We start from the raw sequence: 16,701 nt of genomic DNA on the forward strand, positions 1-16,701 counted from the left end.
TAAAAAATAAACCCGATAGATTTTAAAATCTGTCGGGTTTATCATTTAGAATAACTTAGAAACTTAGTCCCTTAGCATCTCAGAACCTTATTTAACGAGCCACAATCTTCAATCTTGGATCATCAAAAGCATCAACTTCTGCCATTGTCATTCCTAAAGCATTTGCTACGCCTTCTCCATATGCAGGATCAGCTTTAAAGCAATTTCTTATGTGACGAACCTGAATGAATTTCTGTGCCCCTCCTACCTGACCTGCGGTATTTTTAAACAAAAGTTGTTTTTTCTCTGGTGTCAATAAATTGAATAATAATCCGGGCTGAGTAAAATAATCATTATCATCTTCTCTAAAGTTGTGCGCGTACGCATCGCCATAGATTGCCAATGGCGGTTCTTTTGTTTCTGGCTGATCTTGCCATTCACCAAAACTATTTGGCTCATAATGTTTTCTTCCTCCATAATTTCCGTCAACGCGCATCGCTCCATCTCTGTGAAAACTGTTGTACGGACATCTTGATGAATTTACTGGAATCTGATAATTATTAACGCCTAAACGATAACGGTGCGCATCTCCGTAAGAAAACAAACGCCCTTGAAGCATTTTATCTGGAGAAAATCCAATTCCAGGAACTACGTGAGCTGGATTAAAAGCTGCTTGCTCTACTTCTGCAAAATAATTTTCTGGGTTTTTATTCAACTCAAATTCTCCAACGGGAATTAGTGGAAAATCTCCTTTTAACCAAACTTTCGTTAAATCGAATGGATGAAAACGATACGTTTTTGCTTGTTCTTCTGACATAATCTGAACGAACATTTTCCATTTTGGAAAATTCCCTTCTTCAATCGCATCAAATAAATCTCTTTGGTGACTTTCTCTGTCTTTACCAACTAAAGAAGCGGCTTCTTCATCTGAAAGATTTTCGATTCCTTGTTGCGAAACCAAGTGAAATTTAACCCAATGTCTTTCGTTTTGTGCGTTAATGAAGCTAAAAGTGTGACTTCCAAAACCGTGCATTTCTCTGTACGATCTCGGAATTCCTCTATCGCTCATTACAATGGTAACCTGATGCAAAGCTTCTGGCAATAATGTCCAAAAATCCCAATTGTTATCAGCACTTCTCAAGTTGGTTTTTGGATCACGTTTTACTGCGTGGTTTAAGTCTGGAAATTTCATCGGATCACGAAAAAAGAATACGGGAGTATTATTTCCTACCAAATCCCAATTTCCTTCGTTTGTGTAAAATTTCATGGCAAAACCACGAATGTCTCTTTCGGCATCAGCAGCACCTCTTTCTCCTGCAACAGTTGAGAAACGTACAAACATTTCTGTTTTCTTACCAATTTCTGAAAACAGATCTGCTTTTGAATATTTGGTAATATCATGTGTTACAGTAAATGTTCCGTACGCACCAGAACCTTTAGCATGCATTCTTCTCTCCGGAATTACTTCGCGATCAAAATGCGCCATTTTTTCTAAAAACCAAAAATCTTGTAATAAAACAGGTCCGCGAGGCCCAGCTGTTTGAATGTTTTGGTTGTCTGGAACGGGAGTTCCTGTTGCAGTTGTTAATTTTTTGTGTTCTTCCATTTCGTTGATATTTAATGTTTTATCAAATATACAAACTAATCTCTAGCATATTAATAAACAAAATTGATTGTTATTATATTTTAATAATTAAAAATTATTTTATGTTGCACAAAGCTCAAAACAGCAATTTGAAAAATCTTAACTTATGACCAACAAAGTAATAACAAAACCTTAACAGCAATACATCAATTTATGTCTGACCTTTGTAATGTAATAAACTGGTTATTTATTATTTTGGTTTTGGTTAGTTAAATGATGCCGGCGTCTTCGAGATGCCGGCATTCTTTTTTTATATTATTTTGTTTCAGGTTTCAAGTTTCAGGTTTCAAGTTGTTTTACTTTGAACATAATTTTAACGCAAAGAGGGCTAAGTTTTTTTCACCAAAGAAGTTTGTATATATAAAGTTCGCAAAGCTTTGCGCAAAAAACTTTGCGAACTTTGCGTAATTCTTAGCGCTCTTTGCGTTAAAATCAACGTTCTATAAATCAACTTGAAACCTGAAACCTGAAACTTGAAACAAAAAATTGCAAGTTTTAAACATTAACTAATATCCAACAAAGTAATAACAAGATCTTAACAGCATTACATTGATTTATGTCGGATCTTTGTAATGTAATAAACTGGTTATTTATTATTTTGGTTTTGGTTAGTTAAATAATGCCGATGTCTTCGAGATGTCGGCATTTTTTGTTTTATTTTGTTTCAGGTTTCAAGTTACTTTACTTTGAACATAATTTTAACGCAAAGAGCGCTAAGATTTTTTTTTTTAGAAGTTTTATACAAAACGCAAAGTCCGCAAAGCTTTTTCTAAAAAAGCCTTGCGAACTTTGCGTAAATCTTTGCGCTCTTTGCGGTTAAACCTGAAACCTGAAACTTTAAACAAAAAACCTAATTCTTCAATCTTTCATGAAGTAGTTTAAAGTAAATAAAAGCCTTTAATAATCTACTTCCGTGCCAAGAGAACATTTCTCCGTCTACAAAAATAGTTTTGGCGTGATGTGTAAATCTTCCAATTTCGAAAGCATCTTCTTCTTTAAATGGATAAGGTTCTGAAGAAAGAAAAACCAAATCAGGATCGCCTTCTAAACGCATTTTTTTTAATTCGATTTCAGGATAACGGCCTTTGTCTTCGTAAATATTCTTAAAATGATTGAGTTTTAATAACTCATTTATATAAGTATCATTTCCAGCAACCATATAAGGATTTTTCCAAATAAAATATGCTGCCTTTTTCTCTTTAATATCTTTTATATAATTTTTGAAATCGCTCAAGGCGAAAGCCAATTTGTCATTCCACTTTTGAGCTTCGGTTCTGCAATTGAATAACTGTCCGAAATCTGAAATCATCTGAAAATTATCTTCAATAGAAACAATATTTGTAACCCAAACTGGACAAATTTCTTTTAGTTGATTTACGATTTCTTCTGTATTTTCTTCTTTATTGCAAATAATAATATCAGGTTGTAGTAGCTTCATCTTCTCAAAATGAATTTTCTTCGTTCCGCCGACAATCTTTTTAGTAGATTTAAAATGAAACGGGTGCACACAGAACTTTGTGATTCCGATGATTTTTTCTTCTAAACCTAAATCGTATAATAATTCGGTTTGTGAAGGAACTAAAGAAATAATTCGTTTTGGAGTTATTTCAAAAGAATGAATCGTTCCTAGTTGGTCTTGAAATTGTTTCATTGATTTAGATTGCATTATTTTAACCGCAAAGTTCGCAAAGATTTACGCTAAGAACACAAAGTTTTTTCTTTGCGAACCTTGCGAAAAACCTTAGCGAACTTTGCGGTTAATTTATTTATAAAGTTATTAAAACTTAGAATAAATAATTTCAGCCATTTCTTTTTGCACTTTCAAAGCTTCTTCTCTAGCCTTTTCAGCAAAATCAGTTCCTTTTGAAGCGTAGATAATTGCTCTTGCCGAATTTACCAAAAGACCTATTTTGTCGTTCATTCCGTATTTACAAACTTCTGATAAACTTCCGCCTTGAGCGCCAATTCCTGGAACTAGTAGAAAACTATCTGGAACAATTTTTCTGATTTCGGCAAAATATTCTGCTTTTGTAGCGCCAACTACATACATTAAGTTTTCGCTATTTTTCCATGTTTTAGAAGTTTCTAAAACTTGTTTGTATAATTCTTTTCCGCCAGTATTTAAAGTCTGAAAATCAAAAGCGCCTTCATTAGACGTTAAAGCCAGCATTATGGTATGTTTATTTTCGAAAGCCAGAAAAGGTTCGACAGAATCTTTTCCCATATATGGTGCAACCGTTACACTATCAAAATTCAAATCTTCAAAAAAGGCTTTTGCATACATGCTTGACGTATTTCCGATATCACCGCGTTTTGCATCTGCGATTGTAAAAATATCAGGGTAATTTTCGTTGATGTAATTGATTGTTTTTTGCAGAGACATCCATCCTTTTATTCCGTATGCTTCAAAAAAAGCTGTATTTGGTTTATATCCTACAGTTAAATCATGCGTAGCATCGATTATTGCTTTATTAAATTCGAAAATAGGATCTTCGGTATTTAATAAATGTTGTGGCATTTTGTCCAAATCAGGATCTAAACCCACACATAGAAATGATTTTTTTTGAAGAATTTGTTCGTGTAATTGTTGTGTTGTCATATTTTGTTTTGCTTGTGCGGCAAAATTACAAATTATAATGGTTAATGGTTAATGGTTGATGGTTAATTGTTAATGAGTTTCTGGTTTCAAGTCTCAGGTTTCAAGTTTCAGGTCTAACGTTTGTCAGGCTGAGCGAAGTCGAAGCAGTTTGCGCCCTTCGACTTCACTCAGATTGATACTTAAAAGGATATTTATAAATTTCGTTTTTAATTATCTAAATTTTCTAATTCTCTAATTAACATTGAATTCCTATAACATCAATCTAAAATTATATAAGAAAAAACAAGAAAGGCTCTTTTATCTTTGAAAAAACACATAAAAAAGACAATTATGAGCCCACATATCGGAATTACGCCTGCAAATCTAAAAAAGAGTGCTTCTATTTTAGGAACAATCTTATCTAACGAAATGACTTTATATGTAAAAACCAGAAAATTTCACTGGAATATTTCTGGAAATAGCTTTATGGAATTGCATAAATTATTTGAAGAACAATACAGAATTCTAGAAGCACAAATCGATGAAGTTGCGGAACGCATCAGTCAATTAGGAGAAAAAACAATTGGTACAATGAAAGAGTTTATCGATAATTCTACTTTAAAAGAATCGCCAAAAGAATATGCTTCGCAAAAACACATGCTTTCTGAACTTCTAGAAAATCACGAACAATTGGTGACAGAATTTAGAAGTTATATTCCAATATTTGAAGAAGAAACAAAAGATGTTGGCTCTGCCGATTTTGTTACTGGATTATTACAAGAGCACGAAAAAATGGCTTGGGTTCTTAGAAGATATCAAGTTTAGTTTTTAATGGTTAATTGTAAAAGGTTAATTATTAATTGTTACAAATTGTCTAAAATGAAAATTATACAACAGTCATTAAAATTAATGTAACAAGAGCCAGATTATAAATTGCAACTTTACATTATTAATAACATTAAACAAAAACGTCATGAATACTACAGAGATAAAAGGAAACTGGAATGAGTTAAAAGGAAAATTGAAGCAAAAATATGCGGATTTAACAGATGATGATTTACTTTATGATGAAGGAAAAGAAGACGAAATGTACGGAAAACTTCAACAAAAATTAGGTAAAACAAAAGATGAAGTTCGTAAAATCATTGCTGATTTGTAAATCCTTACAACTCAATCAGGAAATACCGTCTAGTAAATAAAAAATATTAGACGGTATTTTTTTGAGGGCTTTATTTTAAAAAAAACATCATTATCTAACAATTCTACACTGTTTAAAAGCGGTAACCAAAAATAAAATAAGTATCTTTAACCAAATTTCTATAAAATGAAACTATTTATAAAGTTCGACATTAACACTATTTGCTCTCAATATCTGAAACTGAATTTGGAGCAGAACAATGTGAATTTTACGACGCTGGGTTTTGGCGAAATCGAAATCGAGGACAATATTGATGCTGAAGCACTTGAAAATTTAAAACAAAAATTGACGCCATGCGGCTTTGAAGTTGTTGAAAATCAAAAAAGTGTATTAGTCCAAAAAATTAAAGACGCAATTATAGAATTGGTCTTTATGGACGACAGCAATAATTATAAAAGTTCTGTTTTTTTGGCTGAAAAGCTAAATCACAGTTATGGATATTTATCAAATGTTTTCTCAGAAGTAACATACTCTTCTATAGAAAACTTTATTATTTTGCAGAAAATTGAAAGAGCAAAACAATTGATTATTATCAATGAAATGAGTTTAACCGAGATTGCATTTTTATTAAACTATTCAAGTGTTGCGCATTTGAGTACGCAATTTAAAAACACAACGGGAATTACTCCGTCTGCTTTTCAGAGAATTATTAAGAAACGAAGAGAAAATTTAAAATAAAAACCCAAATACCGAACGCAAATGCAAAAAAACGCATTACACATTTTACTTGCCGATGATGATGAAGATGACCGTCTTTTCTTTAAAGATGCTTTTGAAGAAATAAAAATACAAACCAATGTAAGTTTTGTTCACGACGGGATGCAATTAATGGATCATCTACATAATACAGACAATAAACTTCCAGATATTTTGTTTCTAGATTTGAACATGCCTAAAAAAACGGGTAAAGAATGTTTAATTGAAATCAAAAAAACGGATCGTTTAAAAGATATAATTATTGCCATTTATTCTACCTCTTCTTCTGAGGAAGATATTGAAGATACCTTTATCCAGGGTGCTAATATTTACATTAAAAAGCCAAGCGATTTTAATACGTTAAAAAAAATAATTAATGAAGTCGTGACCGTAAACTGGCACTATCATACCTCTGGGTTAAACCGTGATAATTTCTTGCTGCGACTAAAATAAGTGCATACCAATGAAATGGATACCAAATTTTAATTCTTCAAACTCTTTGAGAGTTATTTTTGTAATCGCAGTTTTCATTCTGTTATTTCTATCTTCAATTGCTTACAAACATAATCAGGACTTGAACGAATCAAGCAAACTGGTTATGCATACTTATGAAATAAACATTCAGCTCGAACGCTTAATGTCGGCTATAAAAGATGCAGAAACGGGCCAGCGAGGCTACATTATTACTCGCAATGCCCGTTTTTTGACGCCTTATATTTATTCTAGAGATAAGGTAAATACGTCTTTTATCACCTTAAAAAAATTAACTGCTGATAATCCGCAACAGCAGGAAAATCTTCAAAAACTTTTCAAGCTCATTACGCTTCGTTTTGTTTCTTTTGAAAACTGTTTAAAATACAGCGATCCAAAAACATACGACAAAAGAAAATTAGACAATCACATGTTTGGTGGTCGAATTTTGATGGAGAACATTCGTTTTAAGGTTGACGAAATGAATGATATTGAAAAAACCTATCTCAAAAAAAGACTTAAAATTTATGATGCGGAAATTTCTTTAAGTCCGCTTTTTTCGATTTCATTATTTTTAGTCGCCTTAAGTTTTATCTTATTAGCTTATAGACAAATCAGCCGTGATTTTGAACGCCTGAAAGTATTTAACAAAAGACTTTTAATTTCTTCTGGTTTAATTGCAGAATCTGAAAGCATTGGAAATTTCAGCACTTGGCAATGGGATTTGGATGCCGATAAAATTGATTATTCTGACAATCAGTTTAGATTATTAGGTTTCGAACCCAATTCTTTTGTACCGAGTAAAGAAACGCTTTTAAAATATGTGCATCCAGACGATAAAGATGCTGTAGCAAAATCTATAGACGAAATTATCGAAAACAAAAAGGTTCCGTTTTTATATTATAAAATTGTGCGACCAGATTTTGAAGTTCGTTACTTTAAAACTGCAGGAAAATTGGTTACAGACCAACAAGGAAGTAAAATTTTATTAGGAATCAATTTTGATATTACTGATGAACATTTACTGAATATCGAACTTCAGGAACGAAACAAAGAATTAGAAAAAAGCAATAAAGAATTGGCTTCTTTCAATCATGTTGCAAGTCATGATTTGCAGGAACCTCTTCGAAAAATTCAAACTTTTATTTCTCGAGTTTCAGATGCAGATAAAGAAGTTATGTCTGAAAGCGGTAAAAATTACATCACAAAAATTGAGGTTTCTGCTAAAAGAATGCGTGTTTTAATTGATGATTTGCTTTTATTTTCTAGAACTAACACCACTAAAAAGGAATTTATAAAAATAAATCTCAACGAACTTCTTGACAATGCTGAGTCTGAATTAGCCGAAGTAATTGAAGACAAGAAGGCAGTTATCAAATCAAACAAGCTTCCGAAATTATCGGTAATTCCATATCAGATCGAACAGCTTTTTATCAATTTAATTGGAAATTCATTAAAATATAGTCGACCTGGAGTTGAACCAGAAATTTCGATTTCTAGTGAAAAAGTCAGTTCTTCAGATTATCCAGAAATTGTCGATCAGTCTGTAAAGAAATTTCATAAAATAACTTTCACTGATAACGGAATGGGATTTGATCCGCAATTTAAAGAAACCATTTTTATTCTTTTTCAGCGTCTTCATTCTAAAACAGAATATCCCGGAACCGGAATTGGTTTGGCTATCTGCAAAAAGATTGTAGAGAATCATAAAGGACATATTACAGCCAACAGCATTATGGGCGAAGGCTCAGTATTTACGGTGTTTCTACCCGATTAAAATTCATTAAAAAAACACATAAATAACGTTATATAAATCCATTATGGGAATTATATAACGTTTCTTTTTTATGCTGTAAAGTAAATTCTTGCATTCGTTAGCATCTTTGTAATGTAATACTTTAGGAAGTAATAATGAACAAAATTCACCATCTAAAGACTCATTTTTTTAAAGTCTTTTTCTTATCGGCGATAATCATTTGCAGCTCATCTTGCAAAAGAATAAATCCAATAGAAAAGACCTTAAAGAATCAATCTTTTGCAATTAATGAAAAAGAAAAAACAGAAGTTTTCTTTTTTATTTCGACGACGAATTTAAGTAAAGGAATTATTTCTAAAAGTCAAATTGCACAACAAAAAAGTTCAGACGTTATCGTAAAGCAATTAAGTCAGAGAATTGAATTCAAAGAAACACAATTGCTAAATGAAATAACAAGAATGGCTAATTTAAAGCTCATTGTAATAACGGAAATCAACGCCATGCACAAAATAGACTTGTACAACCTTACTGATGCAAAAGCAAATGATTTTAATGATATTTATTTAAACGCCACGAAAGAAGCTTTAGACGACCAGATCGAGTTATTCGAATCTATTTCAAGAGAAACAAACGATAAAAAAATCTTGGAATTAGTACTGCGATATCTACCTGAACAATACAAACTTTTAAGGGAAACCGAAAGATTAAGAAAACAAAATGTATAAACGCCTATTATCTATCTATTAACTAAATTTTTTACTATGAAATTACAAGCCAATTTTTTATGCGCCTTAACACTTTTTTTATCAGCTTCGTTTGGAATGCTGCACGCTCAGGACACTAATGTAACTACCGAATTCGGTGTAAAGGGAGGATTCAACATGTCTAACTTAAGCAAAGACGAAAACGTTGATGACAATAATATTTTATACGGTTTTAACGCTGGTCTATATGCTACTCTTCCTGTCTCAGATTTTGTAGCTATTCAGCCAGAGATTTTATTTACAACCAAAGGAGCAGAATCAGAATACAGCGGTGCTGGTTTTAATGGAAATGCAAAATTCAGATTGAATTATATCGAAGTTCCTTTATTAGTAAGAGTTAATCTAACTAAAAACTTTAATATACACGCCGGTGGATATGCATCTTATCTGGTAAGTTCTAAAGTAACGGGAAATGGAGATTTTGAATTCAATGAAGAAATCGACACAGATGATCTTGCAAAATTTGATGCTGGTCTAGCTGTAGGGGTTGGAGTTGACTTTAATCCAATAAGCATTGGTTTGCGTTATAATCACGGTTTAACAACTGTTGGTAAAGAAAGAACAGTTTTAGGAACTACCACCACTTTTCCAGATGCAAGAAACAGAAATTTATCATTATACCTTTCGTATAGGTTAAATTAAAAATTAATTATTAACCAGTAAAATAAAAACCATGTCAAACTTATTATATACAATCGCGGTTATTCTGGTAATACTTTGGGCTTTAGGGTTCTTTGTTTACAGTTTCGGAAGCATTATCCATATACTGTTAGTTATTGCCATTATTGCCATTCTTCTTAGACTTATTAAAGGTCGAGAAATTTAAAAATCACATATTAAATCAACAATTTATTAAATATTAATCACTAAATCAATTATTATGAAAGCAAGTAGCACAATTTTAGGAATATTAGGAGCCGCAGCGGCGGGAGCATTTATTGGAGTATTGTTTGCACCAGACAAAGGTTCTAACACTAGAAAAAAAATCAAAGATAAATCGAAAGATTACGGAGATAACATTAAAACAAAATTTGATAACGTAGTAAACACTATCACTTCAAACGGTAAAGAAATTCTTGAAGAAGGAAAATCTAAACTTAATCAAGTGAAAGAGGATTACAACACCTTGAAAGATGATGTTAAAACAGTAAAATCAAACTATTAATCGAAAGAATTAATTAGTGAAATTTTCAAACCATAAAACCCTATATCATGGAACCAAATGCAACAACAAACGAAGATCTAAATCTTTACGAAAAAGCTGAAAACTACGCAAAAACAAGTTTAGAATTATTAAAACTGAAAACTGTATGTTCAGTGGCCGATGGTGTATCATCGTTGGCGTCTAAGATTGCAATCGGTATTGTTGTTGCATTTTTTACCTTGTTTTTAAATATCGGAATCAGTTTATGGATTGGAAAAGAACTGGGAGAATATTATTATGGATTTTTTATTATGGCACTTTTTTATCTATTGGTAACCATAATTGTGGTAAAATCGCATCATAAAATAATAAAAACTCCAATTGGTAATACTATCATTTCTAGTATACTAAAAGAAACTAAAAACTAAAGGTTTAATTTATTGATAATTTTAAAAGACTAATTTATGGAAGCCATTTACAATATTGATCAATTAAATCAAAAAATTAAAGAATTAGAAGTTCGTCAAGATGCAGAATGGTGCGCCATCAAAAACAATGTTGACGAAATTAAAGAAAATCTAAAACCGATAAATCTAATTCGAAATACGGTTGAAGAAATTAATGAAACTGTTGGTTTTAAAAGTCATTTGGCACAATCAGCCATCAGTATCGGAATTGGATATGTTGCTAAAAGATTTATTGTCGGAAAAGGAGACTCAATGTTTAAAGGCATTCTAGGATCTATTGTCCAGCTAATTGTAACCAATCTGGTTTCTAAACCACAAAATGAATCTTCAAATCAAGCTTCTGAAGAAGAAGACGAAGAATCACAATATTAAACGTCTAAAGAGTAATTGTCTAACTTAATATTTAAGTATTATGGAAAAGTTAAGCGAAATAGTATTAAAAAATGGTGTATACGTTTACTCTAATCTATATAAATGTTTTGAATATACGAGAGTATTTCTAGGTATCTAACTTTCATTATACGCTTCTTGGGGAAAGCGGTTAATGAAGATAAGACCTTCACTATATTTTTAAAAAGAGCAAAATTTACCTTTGGTATATTTTGCTCTTTTTTTAGGGACAAAGAAACAAAGGTTCAAAGGAACAAAGGTGAAACCTCTGCAACTTTGAACCTCTGAACCTTTGTGACTTCTTAATTATAATTTTGATAAATTGGAATTTTCAAACCAGCGTAAATATTGCAGCCTTTTGAAGAGTTTGAAAACAAATTAGTAAACAGCGTTCCAGAACCTACAAATAAAGGTCCTGCTCTAAAACCTGCTCCAATTTGTGTTCCGCTATATTGCATGTAAGTTACAGGAACATAGAAACTAAATTGTCTTGTTTCGTATCTTGGCGTAAAACTTACCGAATTTGCAATTGCAGTTCCGTTTACTTTTTTAGCATCAACTAAACTAAAATCAGTGCTTAAATTCAGATAAAACTTCTGGTTGATGTTCCAGTCAAAGTTAGTATGCAAAGCCGTTGGAAGATTCGCCTGAATACCTTTTCTAGACGAAACTTTAGTATAATTTGCATTGAAGAATTCGAAAATATTATCGGCACTTTCGATATCATCTTGCGTTACTCTTCCGTTTAAGTTATACGTGTTTTCGACAACATTTTTATAATTCAATTTTCCGATATCCGTAATCGAAGCCGCCAATTTAAATTTATATCGATTTCCGATACAAGTATGGCAATTGGTTTGATATTCATAAGTAAAACCCAAATCAAATCCTACACCAGCAGAACCAGCATCAAATTTCGGATCTTCGCCATTATCATAATCGTAGCTTGCTGCCGTTCTTAAAGTTCCCGTAGAATAATATTCACTCTGTTCTGGATTAACATTATTTCTGTTGAATGCTACGCTAATGTCATTTCCGTTTAGATAACCGTTTACTCCTGCCATTAAGTATTTTACGGTAATTCCTCCTTTTATAAAATTATCGTCGCGATCTAGTAAAACAGTCGCATAACTTGCTCCGATTTCTGCCCAAGAATTAGTAACACCATTCGGATTTCCGCCTTGAATCATAAAACTGTTAGAAAAATCAGTATCCTTGTTTACTTCATCCACAAGCTGTCCGTTTACATCTACAAGATTCGTAACACTTCGCACACGCGTAAAAAGCGCCACACTATGCACAGGCGTAATGTTGAACATAACAGAAGGTCCCAAAACATCGATATTAAAGTTTCCTCTATTGTTCGATTTGAAGTTTTTATTGGCTTCGGTGTCAAAATCGTAACTGCCGTCTAAAATGCTGGAAAAATTAACGCTGTACAAATCATTTTGTGCTGTTCCGCTTGCAGAAAAAAGAGTCACATCGGCGCTATACTTTGAAGCTACAATAGCAGAAGGGTTAAAAATTGCCGACTGAATTCCCGCATAATTGTCATCTCTAAATCCGAAGTACGATTGCGATCGCGCATAAAAAAAGCTTCCAAAGAAGCATAATAAAAGTAAAGTTTTCTTCATAGATTAATTTTAATGTTTGGTTATTTTTGGTCTAGCAAATATGAGGTAAAAAAAGTCAAAAAAAAACTTAACGAATTATGAATTCGTTAAGTTTTTTTTGAAAAGGTGCAGAGGTTCAGAGGCACAAAGGCTCAGAGGTTTATATACTTTTTGCATATTTTTTTTAATCTATACAAACATGCAAATACTTTCTTACTTTGTTTTCTAAAAACAAAAAAGCCGAACAAAGTTCGGCTTTAATTATATCTAGTCCAGAAACCTCTGAGCCTTTGCTCCTATGTCCCTTTGATCCTAAGAAGGTTACGTTAATAAACTTCAGAAGCTTCTTTTAATTTCTCCATATTGTTAACCAATTGAAGCTCGGCAACAATTTTTTGGATATCACCATTCATGATGTTTCCTAAATCGTAAAGCGTTAAACCAACACGGTGATCCGTTACACGACCTTGTGCATAGTTGTACGTACGAATTTTTGCAGAACGGTCTCCAGAACTTACCTGAGAACTACGTTTTTTTGCATCTTCCTCTTGCTTTTTGGCTAATTCCATTTCGTACAAACGAGAACGTAATACCATTAAAGCTTTATCTTTATTCTTATGTTGCGATTTTTCGTCCTGACATTGTGCCACCAATCCAGTTGGAATGTGCGTTAAACGTACAGCTGATTTAGTTGTATTTACCGACTGTCCACCAGGTCCAGACGAACAGAAGAAATCTACACGAACATCGTTCATATCAACCTGAACATCAAACTCCTCCGCTTCTGGCAAAACCATAACCGTAGCAGCCGAAGTATGCACACGACCTTGCGTTTCTGTCTGCGGAACACGTTGCACACGGTGCACACCAGCTTCAAACTTCAAAGTTCCATAAACATCTTCTCCAGTAACTTCAAAAATAACCTCTTTAAAACCACCCGAAGTACCTTCGTTCATATCTACAACAGAAGTTCTCCACCCCATGCTTTCGCAATATTTAGTGTACATTCTAAATAAGTCACCTGCAAAAATACTCGCTTCATCTCCACCCGTTCCCGCGCGAATCTCCACCATAACGTTTTTAGCATCTTCAGGATCTTTAGGAATCAACATAAATTTGATTTCATCCTCCAATTCTGGCAAACGTTCTTTTGCTTCATCCAACTGCATTTTAGCCATTTCCACCATATCGGCATCGCTACCGTCAGCAATAATTTCGTTTGCTTCGTCAATATTGGCTAAAACAAGAATGTATTCTTCTCTTTTATCAACCAAAGCTTTAATGCTTTTATATTCTTGGTTGAGTAGCTTATATCGTTTTTGATCAGAAATAACATCCGGCTGAATAATCAAATCCGAAATCTCATCAAAACGCTGCTTTACATATTGAAGTCTATCTAACATTTTCTAATTCCTTTTATTTGGACGGCAAAATTACGAAATATTTGTGGAAAATTCTAGCGGTTATTTTTTTGGGGATTTATTGAAGGTTTCTATTGTTTTTGTTTTTGAAAAACAGGGGTTTTTACTTGGTGTTGGATTTGAATTTAATGCGATGTTTGTTCTTTAATATTTCAATTTTATATTTTTAATCACAAATTACTATTTATTAATTATTATTTACAAAATTTATGGTTTTCCGTAAAGTTTGTAAATTAAAAAGAATTATGTTTAGAACCTCCAATCTTAAAAGTTGATTTATTTTAGTTTGAGAGAAAATTAAAATAATATGCAAATTTCTTCTAAAATCATATGGTAGTCATTACATATTTAAAAGCAATAATTATATGAGAAAAATTAAAAAAGTTAAAATAGATGGATTTTGGGATGATAAATCCGTTTTAATAGATTTTAAAGAAGATATAAATTTTCTAATTGGAGTTAATGGCTCAGGAAAAACTACTATTATAAACTTAATTGCAGCTAGTTTAAATGCTGATTTTGTAACTTTAGATAAAGCTTCATTCAGTAAAATTAAAATTGATTTCTTTCCAATTGAAAAAGAGAAAGGGGTTACTTATATACAAGTAGAAAAAACTGACCAAAAATATTCTCCTTTTTCAAACATAATTTTTAAACTTAAAATTGCTGGAGAAGAAAAAACGAGATTATATAACCTTAGTGAGTTAGAAGAAGAAACATTTTATAGATATTCGTCACACCAAGTAAAATTAAATTTATCAAAAGGTTCGTATGATAGAGATGTCAATAGTGCATTAAAAGGTCTAGTAAATTTAACATGGTTATCTATTCATAGAATGAGTGCGTTAAATAAAATTAATGATGATAAAAATTTTGAATACAGCATTGATAAAAAAATAAAGGAACTTTCAACAGATTTAGCAAAGTACTTTGGTCTTTTAGATAGAAAATATTCACAAGAAACAGAGAAATTTCAAAAAAATATTTTCTTATCATTGATTGAAGCTGAGTCTAAAAATGATATGATTTCTGTTTCTCCTAAATTAGAACCTGAAAAAGAAAAAGAATCTCTTAGACAAATCTTTTTTCTTTTTAAACTTCAAGAAAATGAGTTTAGCTCAAAACTTCAGAAACATTTCAAATCTTTTGAGGATGCTCAAGAAGCTCTTGTTCAAAAAGACAGACCTGTTACTCTTGATCATTTATCCTCACTAATTGCAACTACAAGGATTCATTCAATTGTACAAGAATGGAATTTATTAAATGAACGTAAAAATAATATTTACAAGCCAAAATTAACTTTTCTCGATGAAGTAAATAATCTATTCCAGAGAAAGAAAATTTTCATCACAGAGAGAAATGAACTTCAGGTAGAAACGCAAAGTGGAAAAATATTTTCACTGTTTCAATTATCTTCTGGAGAAAAGCAATTGCTTATTATTTTAGGTCAAAGTTTATTGCAAGAATATAGCAATCATGTTTATATAGCTGATGAACCTGAACTTTCTTTACATGTTGATTGGCAAGAAAAATTAGTAAGTAATCTTAAAAACCTAAATCCAAATTCGCAAATAATTTTTGCTACCCATTCACCAGATATTGTTGGTAATTTTTATGATTCTATTATTAAAGTTGAAGAAGCAATTAAATGAGAACATTTAGAAGAACACGTAGCGGACTAAACAATCAGCATTTGTTTCACAATGTTGATTTAGTAGTTTTTCTAGAAGGTGGTAACGCATCATTCACAAAAAATCAAGTATTAGATGGTCAGTATCATGAAGAAACTGAAGATATTATTTTCTGGAAAAATATTTTTAAAAAATTTGCACCAAATAAAAATATAAAATTCAAATCAGTTGGATCAAAAACAACTATAAAAGAAATTGCTATTGAAATTATGGATGGTAATTTAACCACTGTTTTTGTAGCAATGGATAATGAGTTTGATGAAATATTAAAAAAACGACTTGAGCATAAGCAAATTTATTATACTCATGGATATAGCTGGGAAAATGATGTATGGAACCAAACTGTGATAAAAACTGTAATAGAAGAATTAACAGCGGTGGAGATTGATAATACAGATTTAGATAGAAACTTTAATGTTTTTTTAAATCAAATAAAAGCTGCAGTTAATGCAGATGCGTATTTGTTCAAAAAAGGAAGTTCTTTTTTTCCAAGAAAAGCAGGAATCATGTTCTGCGTCGAATGCACACCTGCTGATTTACCGTTTATAAAAACTGACGTTTTAAATAATAAATTTATTGAGAAAAATGTTAATCGAAAAAATGTTAATGCCTTTGGACTAAGGCATAAGATTCAGACTTTAAAATTCTGCTATGGACATTTACTAGCAGATTACTGTTGTCAATTAATTAGTCACTATTTAAGAAAAAGACATACTTTACCAAGTGTGCATAAAGATATAATCTATAGAATGGGATTGAATAAATTTTTTCTAAATCACTTTGAAGAAGGAGAAGTTTATGATTACTACAGATCGCAATTTATAAAAAACGAAGCATAATACCACGCTCTGCGAAGTATTCTTTCCTAAATAACACGATTTGCTGTGT

Annotated in this window: 18 protein-coding genes; 13 read left to right on the forward strand and 5 right to left on the reverse strand. The window is 31.8% G+C overall.

Annotation, left to right across the window (positions count from 1 at the left end):
• Positions 1 to 91: 91 nt before the first annotated feature.
• The 3 genes from P0R33_RS05080 to pyrF form a co-directional block, all read right to left on the reverse strand.
• Positions 92 to 1,585, reverse strand: a complete 1,494-nt coding sequence (locus P0R33_RS05080; protein WP_276174479.1) for a catalase — start codon at positions 1,583 to 1,585, stop codon at positions 92 to 94.
• Between the two features lie 889 nt (positions 1,586 to 2,474).
• Positions 2,475 to 3,275 carry a helical backbone metal receptor gene (locus tag P0R33_RS05085; RefSeq protein ID WP_276174480.1) on the reverse strand — a complete coding sequence of 267 codons (801 nt, stop codon included), beginning with the start codon at positions 3,273 to 3,275 and terminating at the stop codon, positions 2,475 to 2,477.
• A gap of 126 nt (positions 3,276 to 3,401) precedes the next feature.
• Positions 3,402 to 4,223: an orotidine-5'-phosphate decarboxylase gene (pyrF, locus tag P0R33_RS05090; RefSeq protein ID WP_276174481.1), complete on the reverse strand. Its 822-nt coding sequence runs from the start codon at positions 4,221 to 4,223 to the stop codon at positions 3,402 to 3,404.
• 330 nt (positions 4,224 to 4,553) lie between these two features.
• Here pyrF and P0R33_RS05095 point away from each other — a divergent pair, with 330 nt between their 5' ends.
• From P0R33_RS05095 to P0R33_RS05145, 11 genes are all read left to right on the forward strand, one after another.
• Positions 4,554 to 5,027, forward strand: a complete 474-nt coding sequence (locus P0R33_RS05095; RefSeq protein ID WP_276174482.1) for a DNA starvation/stationary phase protection protein — start codon at positions 4,554 to 4,556, stop codon at positions 5,025 to 5,027.
• A 148-nt stretch (positions 5,028 to 5,175) separates the two neighbouring features.
• Positions 5,176 to 5,361 carry a CsbD family protein gene (locus P0R33_RS05100; RefSeq protein WP_276174483.1) on the forward strand — a complete coding sequence of 62 codons (186 nt, stop codon included), beginning with the start codon at positions 5,176 to 5,178 and terminating at the stop codon, positions 5,359 to 5,361.
• 165 nt (positions 5,362 to 5,526) lie between these two features.
• Complete coding sequence (locus P0R33_RS05105; protein WP_276174484.1) at positions 5,527 to 6,078, forward strand: AraC family transcriptional regulator; 552 nt, start codon at positions 5,527 to 5,529, stop codon at positions 6,076 to 6,078.
• A gap of 21 nt (positions 6,079 to 6,099) precedes the next feature.
• Complete coding sequence (locus tag P0R33_RS05110; RefSeq protein ID WP_276174485.1) at positions 6,100 to 6,549, forward strand: response regulator; 450 nt, start codon at positions 6,100 to 6,102, stop codon at positions 6,547 to 6,549.
• A gap of 10 nt (positions 6,550 to 6,559) precedes the next feature.
• Positions 6,560 to 8,344, forward strand: a complete 1,785-nt coding sequence (locus tag P0R33_RS05115; protein ID WP_276174486.1) for a CHASE3 domain-containing protein — start codon at positions 6,560 to 6,562, stop codon at positions 8,342 to 8,344.
• A gap of 134 nt (positions 8,345 to 8,478) precedes the next feature.
• Positions 8,479 to 9,048 (forward strand): DUF4142 domain-containing protein, encoded by a 570-nt coding sequence (locus P0R33_RS05120; protein WP_276174487.1) that lies wholly within the window; start codon positions 8,479 to 8,481, stop codon positions 9,046 to 9,048.
• A 36-nt stretch (positions 9,049 to 9,084) separates the two neighbouring features.
• Positions 9,085 to 9,729: a porin family protein gene (locus tag P0R33_RS05125; RefSeq protein ID WP_276174488.1), complete on the forward strand. Its 645-nt coding sequence runs from the start codon at positions 9,085 to 9,087 to the stop codon at positions 9,727 to 9,729.
• Positions 9,730 to 9,760: 31 nt separating this feature from the next.
• Positions 9,761 to 9,913, forward strand: a complete 153-nt coding sequence (locus P0R33_RS05130; RefSeq protein WP_143102046.1) for a lmo0937 family membrane protein — start codon at positions 9,761 to 9,763, stop codon at positions 9,911 to 9,913.
• Positions 9,914 to 9,967: 54 nt separating this feature from the next.
• Positions 9,968 to 10,252 (forward strand): YtxH domain-containing protein, encoded by a 285-nt coding sequence (locus P0R33_RS05135; protein ID WP_276174489.1) that lies wholly within the window; start codon positions 9,968 to 9,970, stop codon positions 10,250 to 10,252.
• 47 nt (positions 10,253 to 10,299) lie between these two features.
• Entirely contained in the window at positions 10,300 to 10,659 is a 360-nt protein-coding gene (locus P0R33_RS05140) for a hypothetical protein (RefSeq protein WP_276174490.1), read from the forward strand.
• Between the two features lie 36 nt (positions 10,660 to 10,695).
• A complete protein-coding gene (locus P0R33_RS05145; RefSeq protein WP_276174491.1) occupies positions 10,696 to 11,070 on the forward strand; it encodes a hypothetical protein in 375 nt (124 codons plus the stop codon).
• Between the two features lie 320 nt (positions 11,071 to 11,390).
• Here the strand turns inward: P0R33_RS05145 and P0R33_RS05150 are convergent, their stop codons facing one another.
• Together P0R33_RS05150 and prfA are read right to left on the reverse strand one after the other, a co-directional pair.
• Positions 11,391 to 12,722: a DUF5723 family protein gene (locus tag P0R33_RS05150; RefSeq protein ID WP_276174492.1), complete on the reverse strand. Its 1,332-nt coding sequence runs from the start codon at positions 12,720 to 12,722 to the stop codon at positions 11,391 to 11,393.
• A 305-nt stretch (positions 12,723 to 13,027) separates the two neighbouring features.
• Positions 13,028 to 14,104 carry a peptide chain release factor 1 gene (prfA, locus tag P0R33_RS05155; protein ID WP_276174493.1) on the reverse strand — a complete coding sequence of 359 codons (1,077 nt, stop codon included), beginning with the start codon at positions 14,102 to 14,104 and terminating at the stop codon, positions 13,028 to 13,030.
• A gap of 383 nt (positions 14,105 to 14,487) precedes the next feature.
• Here prfA and P0R33_RS05160 point away from each other — a divergent pair, with 383 nt between their 5' ends.
• Together P0R33_RS05160 and P0R33_RS05165 are read left to right on the forward strand one after the other, a co-directional pair.
• A complete protein-coding gene (locus P0R33_RS05160) occupies positions 14,488 to 15,774 on the forward strand; it encodes an AAA family ATPase (RefSeq protein ID WP_276174494.1) in 1,287 nt (428 codons plus the stop codon).
• Complete coding sequence (locus tag P0R33_RS05165; protein ID WP_276174495.1) at positions 15,771 to 16,652, forward strand: DUF4435 domain-containing protein; 882 nt, start codon at positions 15,771 to 15,773, stop codon at positions 16,650 to 16,652. Before P0R33_RS05160 ends, P0R33_RS05165 begins: the two co-directional genes overlap by 4 nt.
• Positions 16,653 to 16,701: the final 49 nt, after the last annotated feature.

Source organism: Flavobacterium sp. YJ01 (assembly GCF_029320955.1).
Taxonomy (GTDB): Bacteria; Bacteroidota; Bacteroidia; order Flavobacteriales; family Flavobacteriaceae; genus Flavobacterium.